Genomic DNA, 17,842 nt, shown 5'->3' on the forward strand with positions numbered 1-17,842 from the left:
GCGGGGGAGGCGGTCTGCGACTTGTGGGGCTACAGGTGGCGGGTGGCCAGGGCGAGCCGGTCGCGTGCGTCGAACAGGGCGTCCTTGATGGTCTGTTCGTGGGCGGGGGTCAGCCGTGCGACCGGGACCGAGCAGCTGATGGCGTCCCGTGCGGGGGTGCGGTAGGGGATGGCGACGCCGAAGCAGCTCAGTCCCAGGGTGTTCTCCTCGCGGTCGACCGCGTAGCCCTGTTCGCGGATCTGGTGCAGTTCCGCGATGAGTTTCTCGCGGTCGGTGATGGTGTGTTCGGTCAGTGGTGCCAGGCTCTCGGGGAGCATCGCGCGGACCTGGTCGTCGCCGTAGGTGGCCAGCAGGGCCTTGCCCAGGGAGGTGGAGTGCGCGGGCAGGCGCCGTCCCACCCGGGTGAAGGGGCGCAGGTAGTGCTGCGACTGGCGGGTGGCGAGGTAGACGACGTTGGTGCCGTCCAGCCGGGCGAGGTGGATGGTCTCGGTGGTGTCGTCGGAGAGCCGGTCCAGGGTGGGACGGGCGGCGGCCACGACCTCGTCGCCGTCGATGTAGGAGGTGCCCACCAGCAGGGCGCGCACGCCGATGCCGTAGCGGGTGCCGGTGGCGTCGGTCTCGATCCAGCCCAGCTCCACGAGTGTGCGCAGCAGCATGTAGAGGCTGGACTTGGGGTAGCCGACGGCTTCCTGGACGGCGGCGAGGGTGTGCATGCCGGGCTTGCCGGCGAAGAACTCCAGCAGTTCCACGGTGCGTACCGCCGACTTGACCTGTGCCCCGCCCGCCTCCGGTTTCCTGCCGGGGGCGTCCCCGTGCGCAGAAGGCATCGACCTTGACCCTTTCGCTCGACCGGCCATAGAGTCCCATATGGTTATTCACACATAGGGACGGCGTTCAGTATATCGAACAAGGTCTCCGGGGGGACAGTCTCAGGAGTCCGGGATCCCGGACGCGCCCCCGCCGGTCCCGTCGCCCCCTGCCGTCGTCCGGTCGGCGGCCGTTTCGAAGAAGGAGTTCAGCGGTGGCAGTACCAGTGTGGAGTGTCGACCCCAGGACGGGGAAGCGGCGTGAACAGGTCGCGGCCGAGGCCACGGCGGCCGATGTCGACGCGGCCGTACGCGCGGCCCACGCCGTCCGCGGCGGGCTGGCGGGCCGCACCGCGCGGATCGCCCTGCTGCGTGCGGCCGCCGAGGAGCTGGAGGCCGCACGCGGTGAGATCGTCGCCACCGCGGACGCCGAGACCGCTCTCGGCGAGGTCCGGCTGAACGGCGAGTTGGGCCGCACCACCTACCAGCTGCGCGCCTTCGCCGACGAGGTCGCCGACGGCGCGTACCTGGACGTCGTCATCGACCACGCGGACGCCTCGCTCGCCCCGCCCCGGCCCGATCTGCGCCGTTACAAGATCCCCCTGGGCGTCGTGGCGGTCTACGCGGCCTCCAACTTCCCGCTGGCCTTCTCCGTCCCCGGCGGCGACACCGCCAGCGCGCTCGCGGCGGGCTGCCCGGTCGTGGTCAAGGCGCACCCCGACCATCCGGCCACCTCCGAGCTGTGCGCGGCCGCGCTGCGCCGGGCGGCCGTCCGCGCAGGTCTGTCCGAGGACGTCGTCCGTGTGGTGCACGGCTTCGACGCGGGTGTGGAGCTGGTGAGGCATCCGCTGGTCGCCGCGGCCGGCTTCACCGGCTCGATCCGGGGCGGCAGGGCGCTGTTCGACGCCGCCGCGGCCCGTCCGGTCCCCATCCCCTTCCACGGCGAGCTGGGCAGCCTCAACCCGGTCGTCGTCACCGAGGCGGCGGCGAAGGAGCGCGCCGAGGAGATCGGCGGCGGGCTGGCCGGGTCGATGACGCTGGGCTCGGGGCAGTTCTGCACCAAGCCGGGGCTGGTCCTCGCCCCCGAGGGCGAGGCCGGCGACCGGCTGCTGAAGGCCCTGGCCGAATCCGTCGCCGGGGCCGCCCGCGGGCCGCTGCTGGACACCCGGATGCGCGAGGCGTTCCTGGCGGGGGTGAGGGCACGGGCGGAGCTGGAGGACGTGACGGCGCCGGTCGCCGCGGCCGGGGGCGAGGAGCAGAGCGTGGGTGCGGGCTTCCTGGCCGTCCCGGCGGAGCGGCTCGTCGGCTCCGAGCGGCACGCCCTGCTGCTGGAGGAGTGCTTCGGGCCCGTCACCGTCGTCGCCCGCTACCGGGACGCCGGCGAGGTCAGCGCCGTGCTGGCCAAGCTGCCCGGCAACCTCACCGCCACCCTCCACATCGCCGAGGAGGAGGCGGGGCAGGAGGGCGGCGCCGCGGCCCGGCTGCTGGGCGAGCTGACGGCGCTGGCCGGGCGGGTCCTGGTCAACGGCTGGCCCACCGGTGTCGCGGTCGCCCCCGCCCAGCACCACGGCGGCCCCTACCCGGCCACCACCTCCACCTCCACTTCGGTCGGCGCCACGGCCGTCGAGCGCTGGCTGCGCCCGGTCGCCTACCAGGACACTCCGCCGGCGCTGCTGCCCGAGGAGCTGCGCGACGACAACCCGCTCGGTCTGCCGCGCCGGGTGGACGGGCGCCGCGAGGGCTGAGCGCCCGGGGTCCTCGGACCTCTCCCTGCGTGGCCGCCCTCCGCGGAGGGCGGCCACGGGCGCTTCCGGGGGGCGGGGAAGGGGGGGGGAAGTCCTCTGGCCATAAGCGATGCTTTGAGGTCGCCCAAGACAATTCGCCATGGACAGGAGCGAACCGGGGCGACACAGTGGCGTGCATGGAGACCTCAACGCCGGGAGCATCCGACCAGCCGAAGACGCCGCGTCCGCCGGCTCTGCGCGACCTCGTGCGCGCCGAGTTCGCGCCGACGACCGCCTATCTGAACACCGCCTCGCACGGCCTGACACCCGCCCGTACCGCCGACGTCCTGCGAGAGGCGGTGCGGGAGACGGTGGAGGGGCGTATCGACATGACGCGCTGGTTCGCCGTGATCGAGCAGGCGCGTGCCCGCTTCGCCCGGCTGGCCGGCCTGACCCCGGACAGGGTGGCACTGGGGGCGGCCGTCTCCGCGCACGTCTCGCTGGTGGCGGGCTCGCTGCCGCCCGGCGCCGAGGTGCTGGTGGCCGACGGCGACTTCAGCTCCCTGGTCAACCCGTTCGCGGTGCGCGCCGACCTCAAGCTGCGCACCGCCGCGCTGGACGAGCTGGCGGACGCCGTCCGGCCAGGCACCGCGCTGGTGGCCGTCAGCGCCGTGCAGTCGGCCGACGGCCGCCTCGCCGATCTCGCCGCCGTCGCCGGGGCCGCGCGGGCCCACGGAGCCCGCACCCTGGTGGACACCACCCAGGCCGCCGGCTGGCTGCCACTGGACGCGGACGCCTTCGACTACACCGTCTGCGGCGCCTACAAGTGGCTGCTGTGCCCGCGTGGCACCTCCTTCCTCACCGTGCCCGGGGACGGCGGGGACCTGGTGCCGCTGCAGGCCGGATGGATCGCGGGGGAGCGTCCCTGGGACAGCTGCTACGGGACGGTGGAGGAGCTGGCCCGCTCCGCCCGCCGCTTCGACCTCTCCCCGGCCTTCCTGCCCTACCTGGGCGCCGAGCGCTCCCTGAGCCTGGTCGAGGAGGCCGGGCAGGAGGCGATCGGCGCCCACGACAGGGCCCTGGCCGCCCGCTTCCGCGCCGGAGCCGCGGGGCTGGGCCACCGCCCGGTGCCCGGCGACTCGGCCATCGTCGCGGTGCCCCGCCTGGGCGGGGCGGCCGAGGCGCTGAGGGAGGCGGGGGTGGAGGTGTCCGTCCGGGCGGGGAACCTGCGCGCGGCCTTCCACCTGTACAACACGGCCGAGGACGTGGACCGGCTGCTGGCGGCGCTGCCCCGGGGGTGACCCGCGCGGCCGCGGACACCGCGTGGCCGCTGCCCCGGGCTCCGGGCCCCGGTCACGCGGTCCGTGAACAAGGCCGCCGCCCGGGGCCCTGCGGTCATGCCGACTGCCTGCGCACCAGCTCGGTCGGCAGGATCACCGCCGACGGCTCCTCACCGCCGATCAGGCCCAGCAGCACCCGTACCATCTCCGAGCTGATCCGGTCCCACGGCTGGCGGACGGTGGTCAGCTCCGGGAGTCCGGCGACGGCCGCCGGCGAGTCGTCGAAGCCGCCGACGGCGACGTCGTCGGGCACCCGCCGCCCGGCCCGCTCCAGCGCGGTCAGCGCACCGCGCGCCATCAGGTCGGAGGCGACGAACAGCGCGTCCAGATCCGGTGTCCGATCGAGGAGTTCGGCGGCGGCGCGCCGGCCGCTGTCGCGGCTGTAGTCGCCGTGGGCGACCAGTTCGTCGCCGGCGGGGAGCCCGGCCCCGGCCAGCACCTCGCGCCAGCCCGCCAGCCGGTCCACCCCGCCGGGGGTGTCCGGCGGCCCGGCGACGGTGGCGATGCGGCGGCGCCCGAGCGAGACCAGGTGCCGCACGATGTCGCGGGCGCCGTCGCGGTCGTCGGCCGCCACGTGGGCGATCCTGGCGGTGCGCCCGCTGCGGTCGATCGGCTTGCCGCTGGCGACCACCGGTATGCCGGCCTTCGTCAGCTGCTCGGCCACCGGGTCGCCGGTGTGGCTGGAGACCAGCAGGACGCCGTCGACATGGCCCGCGGTGACGTAGCGCATGACACGGCGCCGCTCGGCGGGCGTACCGGCGATCATCAGCAGCAGCGGGATGTCGTGCGCGGCCAGCGCCTGGGTGCAGCCGCGCAGCAGCACGTTGAAGTTGGGGTCCTCGAACAGCTTCTCCTGCGGTTCGGTGAGCAGGAAGGCCACCGAGTCGGAACGGCCGGTGATCAGGCTGCGGGCGTGCCGGTTGACGACGTAGCCCGTTCTGCGGATCGCGGCCCTGACCGCGTCCGCCGCGGCCGGGCTGACGTTGTGTCCGCCGTTGAGGAACCGCGAGACCGTGCCGCGGGAGACCCCGGCCTCCCGCGCCACGTCGTGGATCGTCGGCGGGCGCCGCCGCTCACTGCCGCTCATGCGGTACCCATCCTCTTTTCTCTCCCCCGTCTCCCCGGCTTCCGGGCAATTGTCCGTGATCCTCACACACCTGGCGGCCTCAGGCCTTCACCGCTCCGGACAGCAGGTCCAGGCTCCAGAACCGCTGGACCACCAGGAACAGGGCGATCAGCGGCAGGACGGCCAGCAGGGCCCCGGCGATGACCAGGGTGTACAGGGCCGGGGTGGCGGACCCCTGCTGGAGCAGGGTGAACAGTCCGAGCGTGACGGGGAACTTCTCGTCGTCGCCGAGCATGATGTACGGCAGCAGGAAGTTGTTCCAGATCGCCACGAACTGGAAGAGGAAGACCGTCACCAGGCCCGGCAGCATCATCGGCAGCGCCAGGGAGCGGAAGATCCGCCACTCGCCGGTGCCGCCCCACACCGCGATGTTGGCCAGCGCGGCGTAGAGCGCCCCGCCGTCGAGCAGATCGGGCGCGGGCAGGCCGAGTTCGCCGAGCACGAAGTGGAACGGGCTGACGTCGGGCAGGTAGAGGAAACCCCACAGCAGCGCCGCGATCACCCCGGGGAGGGCGTACGGCAGGAAGATCGCCAGCCGGGTGAAGGAGCGGCCCCGGACCCGGTCGGCGTCCAGCATCAGGGCGAAGACCAGGGCCAGTGCGAGCATGACGGGCACGACGATCAGGCCGTAGCCCAGTACCCGCAGCGCGCCGGCGGCCAGTTCGGGGTCGGTGAGGGCGTCCGTGTAGTTCGACAGGCCGGCCCACACCTCCTGGCGTGCCCCCGCGCCCAGGCCGAGCCTCTTGACCTCGACCCGGCGCAGGCTCAGGTGGAGGGCGTACCCGACGGGGAGGGCGAAGAAGAGCAGGAACAGGGCGGTGGCGGGCAGCAGGAAGAGGTACGGCGCCCGCCGCACACCGCCGGCCCGCGCGCCGCGGCGGGCCGGTGCCGTGCGCGTCGCCGCGGCCGCCGGTGTCACTCGGCGACTCCGAAGCCCTGCTTCCTCAGGTCCGCCACGGTCGCCTCGTGCATGGTCCGCAGCGCCGAGTCGAAACCGGAGCGGTTCTTGGCGGCCTTGCTGAAGGCGTCCTTGAAGGTGCTGTAGGTGACGTTGACGTTCGGGCCCCATGCCGCGGGGGCGGTACCCCGGGCGATCTTTGCGGCCCGCTCGTAGAAGTCGGGCTGGTTGGGGAAGAAGTCCGGGGCCCGGTCGAGGGCTCCGCCGCTCTGGGCCGCCTTGGCGGCCGGGTGGACGCCGCTCTCGCGCACCAGGGCGTTCAGCGCCTCGGGGTCGGTGTTCAGCCAGGTGGCGAACCGTGCGGCGGCCTCCTTGTGCTCGGAGTCGTTCGTGACCGCGGTGGTCGAGCCGCCCCAGCTGCCGGTGGTGTTCGCGCCGTCGGCCCACTGGGGCAGCGGTGCCATCGCCCACTTGCCCCTGGTGTCGGGGGCGGCGGTGGTGAGCGTGCCGGGGGCCCACACGGCGCTGACCCAGGCGATCTGCTTGCCGGTGCTGAGGGCCTTGTTCCAGGCGGGGGTGTACATCGGCTGGTTGTCGATCGCACCCTCCTCGACCAGGGAGCCCCAGAAGTCGGCGACCTTCCGGGTGGCCTCGTCGTCGATCGCGACCTTCCACTTCTGGCCCTCGGTGGTCCACCAGCGTGCGCCGGCCTGCTGCGCGAGGCCGGCGAAGAGGCCGGCGTCGTTGCTGGAGAAGGTGGTGAGGTCCCTCTCCGGGGCCTTCTCCTTGAGCGTGCGGGCGGTCTGGGCGAACTCCTCCCAGGCGGTGGGCACCGTCAGCCCGTACTCCTCGAACAGGTCGTAGCGGTAGTAGAACATCATCGGTCCCGAGTCCTGGGGAGGGCGTAGACCGCGTCGCCGCCCAGGGTGACCTGCTGCCACACCCCGGGGGCGAACTCCTCTTCCGCACCGGCCACCTCGCCGGACATGTCGGCCAGCACATCGTTGCCGACCAGGGTGGGCAGCGCCTGGTACTCGGCCTGCACCAGGTCGGGGGCCTCGCCCGCCTTGGCGGCGGTGATGGTCTTGGTCACCAGATCGTCGCCACCGGCCTGCTTCTTGACCGTGACCTGGACGTCCGGGTTCTCCTCGTTCCAGAGGTCGACGACCTTGTCCATGCCGGGCGCCCAGGCCCAGTAGGTCAGTTCCGCGGGGCCGGCGGCGGAGTCGTCGCCCGAGGAGCCGCAGCCGGTGAGTGCGGCTGCCGCGACAGCGGCCGCGGTGCACGCCGCGACGGTGCGGTGGTTCATTTTTCCTCCCTGACAAGGCGCTGTGAACGTGCACAGTGGAGAAAGTGAACTGGCTCTTGTCAATGGTTCGGAGCTTGATGTTTTCTATGTGATGCAGTCGACAAGCGACTGTGAACGTTCCCAGTTCTGTCTCACTCCGGCCCACTCGGGCCGGAGCTTCGACCCAGGAGGTCGTATGGTGCGCCTCGCCTACGGCGGCGACTACAACCCCGAGCAGTGGCCCGAGGAGGTCTGGCACGAGGACGTCGCGCTGATGCGGGAGGCCGGTGTGACCACGGTCAGCGTCGGGATCTTCTCCTGGGCGATGATCGAGCCGGCCGAGGGCGTCTTCGACTTCGGCCGGCTCGACCGGATCCTCGATCTGCTGCACGAGGCCGGCATCGGCGTCGACCTGGCCACCCCCACCGTGGTGCCGCCCGCTTGGTTCTACCGCGCCCATCCCGAGGCGCTGCCCGTCAGCCGGGAGGGCGTGCGCTGGGAGTTCGGCTCACGCGGCGCGGTCTGCCACAATTCGCCCGCCTACCAGGAGGCCTCCGCCCGGATCGCCCGCGCGCTGGGCGAGCGCTACGGACGGCATCCCGCGGTCGTGATGTGGCATGTCCACAACGAGTACGGCGTACCCGTCCTGGAGTGCTACTGCGAGACCTCCGCCGCGGCCTTCCGCACCTGGCTGCGGGAGCGCCACACCACCCTGGAGGAGCTCAACGCCGCCTGGGGGACCGCCTTCTGGGGGCAGACCTACGGCGACTGGGAGGAGATCGCCCCGCCCCGGGCCACCCCCACCGTCTGCAACCCCGCCCAACGCCTGGACTACGCCCGCTTCGCGAGCGACAGCGCCCTGGCCAACTTCCGCCGCGAGCGCGACCTGCTGCACGAGCTGTCCCCGGGTGTCCCCGTCACCACCAACTTCATGGTCTCGCCCACCCAGTGCGACACCATCGACTACTGGGCCTGGGGCCGCGAGGTGGACATCGTCACCAACGACCACTACCTGGTGGCCGAGGACGAGCGCAACCACGTCAATCTGTCGATGGCCGCCGACCTGACCCGCTCGGTCGCCGGAGGCGAGCCGTGGCTGCTGCTGGAGCACTCCACCAGCGGCGTCAACTGGCAGCCGCGCGGCATCGCCAAGCGCCCCGGCGAGATGGCCCGCAACTCCCTGGCACACATCGCCCGCGGTTCGGAGGGGGCGATGTTCTTCCAGTGGCGCGCCTCCCGCTTCGGTGCGGAGAAGTTCCACTCGGCGATGGTCCCGCACGCCGGTACCGACAGCCGGATCTGGCGCGAGGTGGTCTCGCTCGGCGCGGACGTAGCGGCGCTGGAGGAGATCCGCGGCACCCGCACCGTCGCGGACGTGGCGGTGGTGTGGGACTGGCAGTCGTGGTGGGCGCAGAAGCTGGAGTGGCGCCCCAGCCAGGACCTCGACGCCCGCGAGCGCGCCGAGGCCTGGTACGCGGCCCTGTTCGACCGCCGTCTGACGGCCGACTTCGTCCCCCCGCACGCCGGCGCGGCCGCTCTGGCCGCCTATCCGCTGGTGGTGGTCCCCGCCCTCTACCTGACCACGGCACAGGCCGGGGAGGACCTGCGCGACTACGTGGCCGGCGGCGGCACCCTGGTGGTGTCGTACTTCTCCGGCATCGTCGACGAGCACGACGCCGTCCACCCCGGCCCCCACCCGGGCGCGCTGCGGGAGGTGCTGGGGCTGACGGTCGAGGAGTTCCAGCCGCTGCGGGCGGGTCGGACCGTGACCGTCAGCGGCCCCGGGGCCGGTGCGCTGGAGGCCGACGTGTGGGCCGAGACCGTCGTGGCGCGGGGCGCCGAGGCGGTGTGGTCCTACTGCGACGGCCCGGCCGGGGGCGGCCCCGCCGTCACCCGCAACCGGTCGGGCGAGGGCACCGCCTGGTACGTCTCGACGCGGCTGGGCCCGGGCGGGCTCGACGCCGTGCTGGCCGCGGCCTGCGCTGACGCGGGCATCGCCCCGCGCGAGGAGATCCCCCGTGACGTGGAGGTGGTGCGCCGCTCCGGGGAGTCGGGCACCTACCTCTTCGTCCTCAACCACACCGGCGCCGACGCCAAGGTGCCGCTGGAGACGTCCGGCACCGAACTGCTCGGCGGCGCCCGCGTGGCCGGCCGGCTCGAGGTCCCCCCGGGCGGGGTCCGCGTGGTCCGCCTCGACGGCTGAGCCCCGGCCCGCCCCGCACGGCCGGGCCGTTCCCCGGGGCGGGCCGGAGAGGGGCGCGGAGCGGCGCGAGATCCCCAGTCCCCGCGAGAAGCACGTCAGAGCCCCGGCAGAGCCCTGCCGGGGCCCGTCGGAACACCGGAAGAAAGGGCACAGCCATGCGTAGACGCACCGCCTTGCGGCTGGGAACAGCCGCTCTCGCCGCCCCCGTCCTGGCCGGCGCCGTCCCCGGTACGGCCGCGGCCGCGCCGAGGCTGCGCATCCGCGGCGCCGACCTCTCCTCCCTCGCCAAGAGCGAGGACCTCGGCGGCGTCTACCGCCACGCCGACGGTCGAAGGGGCGACGCGGTACGGATCCTGGCGGGAGCCGGGGTCAACTGGGGCCGTCTGAAGGTCTGGGTGGACCCGGCCGACGGCTACAACACCAAGCCCCACGTCCTGCGGACGGCCCGGCGGCTGCACGCGGCGGGCATGAGGCTCCTGGTCGACTTCCACTACTCCGACACCTGGGCCGACCCCGGCAAGCAGTTCAAGCCCGCCGCCTGGGAGAACCTCCACGGACCCGCGCTGGAGCAGGCGGTGCGCGACCACACCGCCGACATCCTGGGCGCGCTGCGGGCACAGGGCACACCGGCGGCCATGGCCCAGATCGGCAACGAGATCAACGGCGGCATGCTGTGGCCCGACGGCTCGGCCGAGAACTGGCCCCGCCTGGCGGGTCTGCTCACCGCCGGAGCCGAGGCCGCCCGCGCCGCCTCGCCCGGTATCGGGGTCGCCCTCCACCTCGCCGAGGGCGGCCGGGGCGCCGACACCCGGTGGTGGTTCGACAACGCGGTGGTGCACGGCGTGCCCTTCGACGCGGTCGGCCTGTCCTTCTACGGGTACTGGCACGGCACGCCGGCCGATCTCCGGGCCAACCTGAACGACGTCTCGGCCCGGTACCGCAAGGGTGTCTTCGTCGCGGAGACCGCCTATCCCTTCCGGCTGGACAGCGCGGACTTCCTGGAGAACATCATCGACCGGCCCTCCGAGCTGGTCCCCGGCTATCCGGCGACGCCCGTGGGGCAGGCCGCCTGGCTGCGCGACATCACGGAGGTCGTAGCCGCCGTGCCGGGCGGGAGGGGCCTGGGGCTGTTCTGGTGGGAGCCGGCCTGGACCGCCGTGCCCGGCAACGGCTGGGACCCGGCCGATCCGGCCTCCGGCAACGGCTGGGAGAACCAGGCGCTCTTCGGTTACGACAGCCGCGCCCTCCCGGCGCTGGAGGTGCTCGGCCGCGGCTGACACACGCCGGTGCCCGCCCGCGGGCCGGCGGGCGGTGAGGGTGGGGGTGGGACCGCGGCCGCGGTCCCACCCCCACCCTCGTCTGCGCGTCCCGTCCCCGCCGGGCCGTACGGGACGGCCCGGCGGGGGAACGGTGTGCGGTGTGCTCCTCACCTCATGTGAGCGGTCACCTCATGGGAGGTGATCACTTCACGGGGGTGAAGTCCCGCGTGCCGAGGAACCCCGGGCGCGGGATGGGCGCCGCGAACGGCTCCACCGCGGTGTTCTCCACGCTGTTGAAGACGATGAAGACGTTGCTGCGCGGGTACGGGGTGATGTTGTCCCCGGAACCGTGCATGCAGTTGCAGTCGAACCAGGTCGCCGAACCGGGCTTGCCCGTGAACAGGCGGATGCCGTGGTCACCGGCGAGCCGGGTCAGCGCCTCGTCGGACGGCGTGCCCGCGTCCTGCATCTGCAGGGACTTCTTGTAGTTGTCCTTCGGCGTGGCACCCGCGCAGCCGAGGAACGTCCGGTGCGAACCGGGCATGATCATCAGAGCGCCGTTGGTCTCGTAGTTCTCGGTCAGGGCGATCGAGACGGAGACCGTCCGCATGTTCGGCAGACCGTCCTCGGCGTGCCAGGTCTCGAAGTCGGAGTGCCAGTAGAACCCCGAGGCCCCGAAGCCCGGCTTGACGTTGATCCGGCTCTGGTGGACGTACACGTCCGAGCCCAGGATCTGACGGGCGCGGCCCACCACCCGCGGGTCCCTCACCAGGTTGGCGAAGACCTCGCTGATCTTGTGAACCTCGAAGACGGAGCGGATCTCCTGGGACTTCGGCTCCACGATCGAACGCTCGTCCGCGCGGATCAGCGGGTCCGAGACCAGCCGGTTCAGCTCCCGGTTGTAGATCTCCACCTCATCGGGGGTGATGAGCTGGTCGATCGCCAGGAAACCGTCCCGGTCGTAGGACTCCAGGTCCGCGGTCTCGATCGGCCCCGGGGTGCCGGGGGCGGACCACACCGTGGGGTCCTGCCGCGGGGTGATCACCTCGGAGGCGCCCCGGGTCGGGTAGAGGTCTGCGGTGCGTTCGGGTGCGGTGGTCATGGTTCTGCCTTCCTCTCCTCATCGTGCGGCCCTGTACCCGCGTGTGGCCGCTTCGCTGCGGGTTCTCTCGCCAGGGCCTCCCGTGTGGTCTCGGCTGCCGTCCGCACCGGCCCGTCTGGCTCGGCCGGTGCGGTGCGTCAGCTCTCGTCCGGTTCGGTGAGCAGGGGGTAGACGCCGTTCTCGTCGTGGTCCTCACGGCCGGTGACCGGCGGGTTGAAGACGCAGACGCAACGGAAGTCCGTCTTGGGACGAAGTGTGTGCTTCTCGTGCCCGTCCAGCAAGTACATGGTGCCGGGGGTGATCCAGTGCTTCTCGCCGGTCTCGTCGTTGGTGAGCTCGGCCTCGCCCTCGACGCAGAGGACGGCCTCCACGTGGTTGGCGTACCACATCGAGGTCTCCGTGCCCGCGTAGAGCACGGTCTCGTGCAGCGAGAAGCCCACACGCTCCTTCGCGAGCACGATCCTCTTGCTCTCCCAGGTGCCGGAGGCGGACCTGACGTGGCGGTCGGTGTCCTCGATTTCCTGTAGCGATCGGACGATCACGGTGAAGTGGTGCCTTTCCGGTCAGAGGCCCATCCGCGGGAAAAACCTGCGGGATGGGCCATTCGGGTGGTGCGTGCGGCGACCGGACGCCCCCGGCGCCGGAAGGGCGCCGGGGACGGGCGGTGCCGCGGGTGTCAGGCGGTCTCGCGGACCGCGCGGGCCAGGATGCGCAGGCCCTCGTCCAGCTCCTCGGGGGAGATCGTCAGTGCCGGGAGCAGCTTGACGACCTCGCTCTCGGGGCCGGAGGTCTCGATGAGCAGTCCGAGCTCGAAGGCGCGGGAGGCCACGGAGCCGGCACGGGCCTTGTCGTGGAGCTCCATGCCCCACACCAGGCCGCGGCCTCGGACGTCGGCCACCTCCTCGGGGTGCTCGGCGGCGATGGCGCGCAGGGCTGCCTCGACCTGCTCGCCGCGGGCGAGCGTCTGCTTCTCCATCTGCCCGTCCGCCCAGTAGGTATTCAGGGTGGCCGCGGCGGTGACGAAGGCGGGGTTGTTGCCGCGGAAGGTGCCGTTGTGCTCGCCGGGCTCCCACACGTCCAGCTCGGGCCGGAACAGGGTCAGCGCCATCGGCATCCCGTAGCCGCTGATGGACTTGGAGACGGTGATGATGTCGGGGACGATGCCGGCCTCCTCGAAGGAGAAGAAGGCGCCGGTGCGGCCGCAGCCCATCTGGATGTCGTCGACGATCAGCAGCATGTCCTGCCGCTTGCACAGGTCGGCCAGGGCGCGCAGCCACTCGGCGCGGGCGACGTTGATGCCGCCCTCGCCCTGGACCGTCTCGACGATCACGGCGGCCGGGCGGTTCAGGCCGGAGCCGGAGTCCTCCAGCAGCCGCTCGAACCACAGGAAGTCCTCGACCTTGCCGTCGAGGTAGCGGTCGAAGGGCATCGGGGTGCCGTGGACCAGGGGGACGCCGGCGCCGGCGCGCTTGAAGGCGTTGCCGGTCACGGCCAGGGAGCCCAGCGACATGCCGTGGAAGGCGTTGGTGAAGGAGACGATCGACTCCCGGCCCTTGACCTTGCGGGCCAGTTTCAGGGCCGCCTCGACGGCGTTGGTGCCGGTCGGGCCGGGGAACATCACCTTGTGGTCCAGGCCGCGCGGCCGCAGGACCACCTCCTGGAAGGTCTCCAGGAAGGCGCGCTTGGCCGTGGTGGACATGTCCAGGCCGTGGGTGACGCCGTCGCGCTCCAGGTAGTCCAGCAGGGCGCGTTTGAGGACCGGGTTGTTGTGGCCGTAGTTCAGTGATCCGGCGCCGGCGAAGAAGTCGAGGAACGCGTGGCCGTCCTCGTCGTACATGTAGCTGCCACGCGCCCGGTCGAAGACGGTGGGCCAGCCGCGGCAGTAGCTGCGCACCTCCGATTCGAGGGTCTGGAAGATGCTCAGGTCGGGCTGGGTCATGGTCACAGCGATCTCCTGGGAGATGGATTGCGAGAGGAGTGAGAGGTCTGGGGGCCGGGGCGCGGTGCGGCGCGCCCCTCGGCGGTCAGCCGCCGGCGGCGGCCGGTGGAGGCGCGGCGGAGGCCAGGGTGGGGACGGGCCCGATCCGGTACAGCACCTCGGGCTCGTGCCCCTCCTCCGGGAACAGCGCGCCCTCGAAGAGGACCTCGCGCCGTACCGGCGCGCCGTGGCGCTCGGCGTAGGAGGTGAACAGTCGGTTGGAGGCGGTGTTGTCAGGGGTGATCGTCGTCTCGATCCCGTCGATGCCAAGCTCCTCGGCGGCACGGGTGGTCAGCCCGTCGAGCATCGCCGCGGCGAGGCCGCGTCCGCGCTGCCCGTGGTCGACGGCGACCTGCCAGACGACCAGGGTCCGCGGGTGCTGCGGCCGGACGTAGCCGGTTATGAAACCGACCGGCTCACCGGCGCCGTCGCGCGCCACCACCGAGGTGGCGGCGAAATCGCGGCACCACAGCAGGTAGCTGTAGGAGGAGTTGAGGTCGAGGACCCGGGAGTCGCGCGCGATCCGCCAGATCGCTGCGCCGTCCTCCACGCGGGGCGCGTCGAGCTTCAGTCCCTCCGGCATTTCGACGGTCTTTCTGTGGGCACCTGCATGGTCTGCTTGTGCGGCGGTCATGCAAATCCAATTTACCCAGAGCGAACTCAAATCACATCGAGGTAAGGGGTTCCGCAGGCGCGTGTTATGTGTTATCGCGCGTGGGTGCGCACGCGCACGAAGAGCGCTGCGTTATGCCTGGTATGCCCCGTATTTTCCGGGCAAAGAGGAACCGATGTTGAGTCCGTCACAGATCCATAACGAGCGCGGAACGTGTCCGAAATACGCGGTTCGCCGATATCAAATCTTAGTGTTTAAGTCTCGTACGAGCGGGCATAAGGATTTCGGGATTCTATTCTGATGAGATGCCCGTAAATTCATCTTCGATTCATGGAAGATACCTCAGCGAAACCGGATCGTGAGGTTCTTCGGGGAACTCGGCGGAAGTCCCTCCTCAGCCGGCACCGGTCCGGCGCGCAGTACCCGTACGGTCCCGTGCGCACGGCCGGGGGCCGTCCGGGCCGGCGCCAGCATCCGCTCCAGCTCGGCGATGCCGCGCGAGGTCTGACTCTTGACGGTGCCGACCGAGATGCCCAGAGTGCGGGCGGTCTCCTTCTCCGACAGGTCGAAGGCGTGCCGCAGCACCACGCACGCCCGCTTGCGCAGCGGCAGCCGGGCGAGCGCGTCGCGCACGTCCAGCACCGCGGGCACGTCCGGATCGTCGATGCGGTCGGGCCGGTGCGACCAGAACAGGGCGATCCGGCGGTGCTCGCGCAGCAGGCTACGCTGCCGGGTGCGCGCCATGCCGGCGACCACGCTGCGCGCGTACGCCAGCGGATGCCCGCCGGCACGCACGCTGTCCCACCGGCGCCACACCGCGACGAGTGCGTCGGCGGCGAGGTCGTCGGCCCCCTCAAAGCCTCCCAGCAGCAGATAGGCGAAGCGGGACAGGTCGGCGTAGTGCCGGTCGAAGAAGGCGTGGAAGTCTTCGGCGGGGGCGTCCACGCGGCCTCCTCAGGGCTCGATGGATCCTGTGAAGTGGTGTGCCACGACCCCCTGCGGCTGCGTGAGCGTAACAGGGGACTCGTACAGTGCGGCATATGAGCGAGTGCGGGAATTTCCACATCCGGGGACGGATCCTGACCGGGCCCGGCCCCGACGACGTCCAGGGCGAGATGTGGGTCGTGGACGGACGGATCACCTACGAGCGGCCCACCGGTCCGCTGGAGACGGCCACGGTCGAGGGCTGGGTGCTGCCGGGGCTGGTGGACGCGCACTGCCACGTCGGGCTCGACGCCCACGGCGCCGTCGACGACGCCACCAGCGAGAAGCAGGCGCTCACCGACCGCGACGCCGGGACGCTGCTCATCCGGGACGCGGGATCGGCGGCCGACACCCGGTGGATCGACGATCGCGAGGATCTGCCGCGCATCATCCGGGCCGGCCGCCACATCGCCCGCACCCGGCGCTACATCCGCAACTACGCCCACGAGATCGAGCCCGGGGACCTGGCTGCCTATGTGCGGCGCGAGGCGCGGCGCGGCGACGGCTGGGTCAAACTCGTCGGCGACTGGATAGACCGCGAGCGGGGCGATCTGGCCGCCTGCTGGCCGCGCGGCGCGGTGGAGGCCGCCATCGCCGCAGCCCACGAGGAGGGTGCTCGGGTCACCGCCCACTGCTTCGCCGAGGACTCGCTGCGCGATCTGGTGGAGGCCGGGATCGACTGCGTCGAGCACGCCACCGGGCTGACGGAGGAGACCATCCCGCTCTTCGCCGAGCGGGGCGTCGCCATCGTCCCCACCCTGGTCAACATCGCCACCTTCCCCCGGCTCGCCGAGGGTGGCGAGAAGAAGTTCCCCCGCTGGGCCGACCACATGCGGCGGCTCCACGAGCGTCGCTACGACACCGTGCGCGCGGCTTACGACGCGGGCATCCCGGTCTTCGTCGGCACGGACGCGGGCGGCTCGCTGCCCCACGGGCTGGTCGCCGACGAGGTCGCGGAGCTGGTGGCGGCGGGCATCCCGCCGGTGGAGGCCCTGTCGGCGACCACCTGGGCGGCCCGCGCCTGGCTGGGGCGCCCGGGGCTGGAGGAGGGCGCCGAGGCGGACCTGGTGGTCTACGAGGCGGATCCGCGGGCCGACGTACGGGTGCTGGCCGCGCCGCGGGCGGTGCTGCTCAGGGGACGCCGGGTGCGGTGAGGCGTGCTGCGGGGTGCGCCGGGGCCCGCGGTGGAAGGGGCTGTGCGGCCGCCCTGTGGAGTCGCGGTGCGATACCCATGATGCGCTAATCGAAAACTGCGACCGATGTGACTCTTTCGAGTGAACTAACGCTGTGTGTTCGCTCTTTCGCACTACGTGGGTCAACAATGGCGTGGTCTCAGTCACCGGTGTGAGCGATGTCCCCCATTGGCCGCCGGTGACGTCATGCAATTTGTGGGGGTTTCACCTGTGAACAAGTCTGTCTACGGTCTGCTCGCCGCCGCCGCTCTGGTGGGGGCCACCGCCGCGCCCGCGGACGCCGCCGGCGACGAGGGCGCGGCGAGCGCGGCCGTACTCCGGGCGAGCCTGGAGGTCTCTCTGCTCAAGGGAGGCGCCGCCGTACCGCTGAAGACCGAGCTCAACGCGGTCCGGGCGCCCCGGAGCGCCGAGGAGACCCTGCTGGAGGCCCGCGTGGACGGCGTGCACGGCGGCAAGCCGTTCACCATGCTGGACGCGAAGGCCGCCACCTCGGAGGCGACGGTGGAGAAGGGGAAGGCCGAGGGCCGCTCCAACCTGACCGAGGCCGAGGTGTACGTGCCGGGACTGCTGCGGCCCCTGGTCAGGACCGAGCTGGTCACCTCCCGAGCCGTGTGCGAGGCCGGGGCCCGGCCGACCGCCGAGTCCGAGATCCCCGGCACCGTCACGGTGCTCGGCAAGAAGGTCGCGGTGAAGGCCGACGGCACCACCTCGGTCGAGGTGGGTGGCGTGGGCACGGTCGAGCTGAAGCTGGCCGAGACCGTGACCACCACCCGTACGGCCGCCGCCACCGCACTGAGGCTGGATGTCGCGGTGGACCCGGCGAACCTGGGCGTGGCCGAGGTCGAGGGCCGGGTGACCCTGGTGGAGGCGGCCTGCGAGACGCCCGGTGGCGGGGGCGGCTCCACCGGCTCCATCGAGGGGGGGTCCACCGGTGGCGGCTCCGCCGACGGGGGCTCCACCAGCGGCAGCGGTGGCTCGACCGGGGGTTCCACCGAGGGCTCGACCGAGGGTTCCACCGGTGGTGACAGCGGCTCGGCCGGTTCCGCCGGTTCCACCGACGGCAAGGGGAACGACCCGCGGCCGCAGACCGGCTCGGAGTCGTCCGGCGAGAAGCCCACCGGCAACCTCGCCGAGACCGGCGGCAGTTCGGCCACGCCGTACGTCGCCGGCGGAGCCCTGGCGCTCGTGGCCGCGGGCGGCGGGCTGCTGATGCTGCGCCGCCGCCGTGCCTCCGGCGCGGCCGACGCCTGACCCGAACACCGCCGGTCCGGCCCCAGGGCCGGACCGGCGGCGGTGAAGCGGCGGTGGGCCCCCGCCCGGGGGCCCAC

General features: G+C 72.3%; 13 protein-coding genes and 2 pseudogenes. 6 read left to right on the forward strand and 9 right to left on the reverse strand.

From position 1 onward, the window contains the following. Positions 1 to 29: 29 nt before the first annotated feature. A complete protein-coding gene (locus IQ279_RS02430) occupies positions 30 to 827 on the reverse strand; it encodes an IclR family transcriptional regulator (RefSeq protein ID WP_206346554.1) in 798 nt (265 codons plus the stop codon). 194 nt (positions 828 to 1,021) lie between these two features. On the opposite strand from IQ279_RS02430, the gene IQ279_RS02435 reads away from it, so the two are divergent. Further along, positions 1,022 to 2,551 (forward strand): aldehyde dehydrogenase (NADP(+)), encoded by a 1,530-nt coding sequence (locus tag IQ279_RS02435; protein ID WP_307792043.1) that lies wholly within the window; start codon positions 1,022 to 1,024, stop codon positions 2,549 to 2,551. Positions 2,552 to 2,727: 176 nt separating this feature from the next. Next, the gene (locus IQ279_RS02440) at positions 2,728 to 3,831 is read left to right on the forward strand and encodes an aminotransferase class V-fold PLP-dependent enzyme (RefSeq protein WP_206346555.1); all 1,104 of its coding nucleotides are present in this window, start codon (positions 2,728 to 2,730) and stop codon (positions 3,829 to 3,831) included. 94 nt (positions 3,832 to 3,925) lie between these two features. Here the strand turns inward: IQ279_RS02440 and IQ279_RS02445 are convergent, their stop codons facing one another. From IQ279_RS02445 to IQ279_RS02455, 3 genes and pseudogenes are all read right to left on the reverse strand, one after another. Then, entirely contained in the window at positions 3,926 to 4,957 is a 1,032-nt protein-coding gene (locus IQ279_RS02445; RefSeq protein ID WP_206346556.1) for a LacI family DNA-binding transcriptional regulator, read from the reverse strand. 79 nt (positions 4,958 to 5,036) lie between these two features. Continuing rightward, positions 5,037 to 5,915 (reverse strand): ABC transporter permease subunit, encoded by an 879-nt coding sequence (locus IQ279_RS02450; RefSeq protein WP_206346557.1) that lies wholly within the window; start codon positions 5,913 to 5,915, stop codon positions 5,037 to 5,039. Next, a pseudogene (locus tag IQ279_RS02455) lies at positions 5,912 to 7,203 on the reverse strand (ABC transporter substrate-binding protein). Before IQ279_RS02455 ends, IQ279_RS02450 begins: the two are co-directional and overlap by 4 nt. Before the next feature lie 175 nt (positions 7,204 to 7,378). Here IQ279_RS02455 and IQ279_RS02460 point away from each other — a divergent pair. Both IQ279_RS02460 and IQ279_RS02465 read left to right on the forward strand, forming a co-directional pair. Then, positions 7,379 to 9,385: a beta-galactosidase gene (locus tag IQ279_RS02460; RefSeq protein WP_206346558.1), complete on the forward strand. Its 2,007-nt coding sequence runs from the start codon at positions 7,379 to 7,381 to the stop codon at positions 9,383 to 9,385. Positions 9,386 to 9,636: 251 nt separating this feature from the next. Beyond that, positions 9,637 to 10,662, forward strand: a pseudogene (locus tag IQ279_RS02465) (glycoside hydrolase family 53 protein); the annotation flags it as partial. Positions 10,663 to 10,846: 184 nt separating this feature from the next. Here the strand turns inward: IQ279_RS02465 and thpD are convergent. The 5 genes from thpD to IQ279_RS02490 all read right to left on the reverse strand — a co-directional run bounded on the left by thpD (position 10,847) and on the right by IQ279_RS02490 (position 15,282). After that, a complete protein-coding gene (gene thpD, locus IQ279_RS02470) occupies positions 10,847 to 11,746 on the reverse strand; it encodes an ectoine hydroxylase (protein ID WP_206346560.1) in 900 nt (299 codons plus the stop codon). 137 nt (positions 11,747 to 11,883) lie between these two features. Further along, entirely contained in the window at positions 11,884 to 12,288 is a 405-nt protein-coding gene (locus IQ279_RS02475) for an ectoine synthase (RefSeq protein ID WP_093655460.1), read from the reverse strand. Between the two features lie 134 nt (positions 12,289 to 12,422). Next, on the reverse strand, positions 12,423 to 13,691 hold the full coding sequence (ectB, locus tag IQ279_RS02480; RefSeq protein ID WP_206346561.1) for a diaminobutyrate--2-oxoglutarate transaminase: 1,269 nt from the start codon (positions 13,689 to 13,691) through the stop codon (positions 12,423 to 12,425). Between the two features lie 79 nt (positions 13,692 to 13,770). Further along, positions 13,771 to 14,307, reverse strand: a complete 537-nt coding sequence (ectA, locus tag IQ279_RS02485) for a diaminobutyrate acetyltransferase (protein ID WP_206346562.1) — start codon at positions 14,305 to 14,307, stop codon at positions 13,771 to 13,773. A 372-nt stretch (positions 14,308 to 14,679) separates the two neighbouring features. After that, positions 14,680 to 15,282, reverse strand: a complete 603-nt coding sequence (locus IQ279_RS02490) for a SigE family RNA polymerase sigma factor (protein WP_206346563.1) — start codon at positions 15,280 to 15,282, stop codon at positions 14,680 to 14,682. A gap of 95 nt (positions 15,283 to 15,377) precedes the next feature. Between IQ279_RS02490 and IQ279_RS02495 the strand changes: the two genes are divergently transcribed. Beyond that, a complete protein-coding gene (locus IQ279_RS02495) occupies positions 15,378 to 16,475 on the forward strand; it encodes an amidohydrolase family protein (protein ID WP_206346564.1) in 1,098 nt (365 codons plus the stop codon). A 249-nt stretch (positions 16,476 to 16,724) separates the two neighbouring features. After that, entirely contained in the window at positions 16,725 to 17,765 is a 1,041-nt protein-coding gene (locus IQ279_RS02500) for an SCO1860 family LAETG-anchored protein (RefSeq protein WP_307792046.1), read from the forward strand. Positions 17,766 to 17,842 lie beyond the last annotated feature (77 nt).

The organism is Streptomyces verrucosisporus (assembly GCF_017114865.1).
GTDB lineage: Bacteria > Actinomycetota > Actinomycetes > Streptomycetales > Streptomycetaceae > Streptomyces > Streptomyces fenghuangensis.

Excerpts from the sequence above, each read along its gene's own strand:
- IQ279_RS02430 (WP_206346554.1), bottom strand. The coding sequence starts at position 827 with ATGCCTTCTGCGCACGGGGACGCCCCCGGCAGGAAACCGGAGGCGGGC.
- IQ279_RS02440 (WP_206346555.1), top strand. The coding sequence starts at position 2,728 with ATGGAGACCTCAACGCCGGGAGCATCCGACCAGCCGAAGACGCCGCGT.
- IQ279_RS02445 (WP_206346556.1), bottom strand. The coding sequence starts at position 4,957 with ATGAGCGGCAGTGAGCGGCGGCGCCCGCCGACGATCCACGACGTGGCG.
- IQ279_RS02460 (WP_206346558.1), top strand. The coding sequence starts at position 7,379 with ATGGTGCGCCTCGCCTACGGCGGCGACTACAACCCCGAGCAGTGGCCC.
- thpD (WP_206346560.1), bottom strand. The coding sequence starts at position 11,746 with ATGACCACCGCACCCGAACGCACCGCAGACCTCTACCCGACCCGGGGC.
- ectA (WP_206346562.1), bottom strand. The coding sequence starts at position 14,307 with ATGCCGGAGGGACTGAAGCTCGACGCGCCCCGCGTGGAGGACGGCGCA.
- IQ279_RS02495 (WP_206346564.1), top strand. The coding sequence starts at position 15,378 with ATGAGCGAGTGCGGGAATTTCCACATCCGGGGACGGATCCTGACCGGG.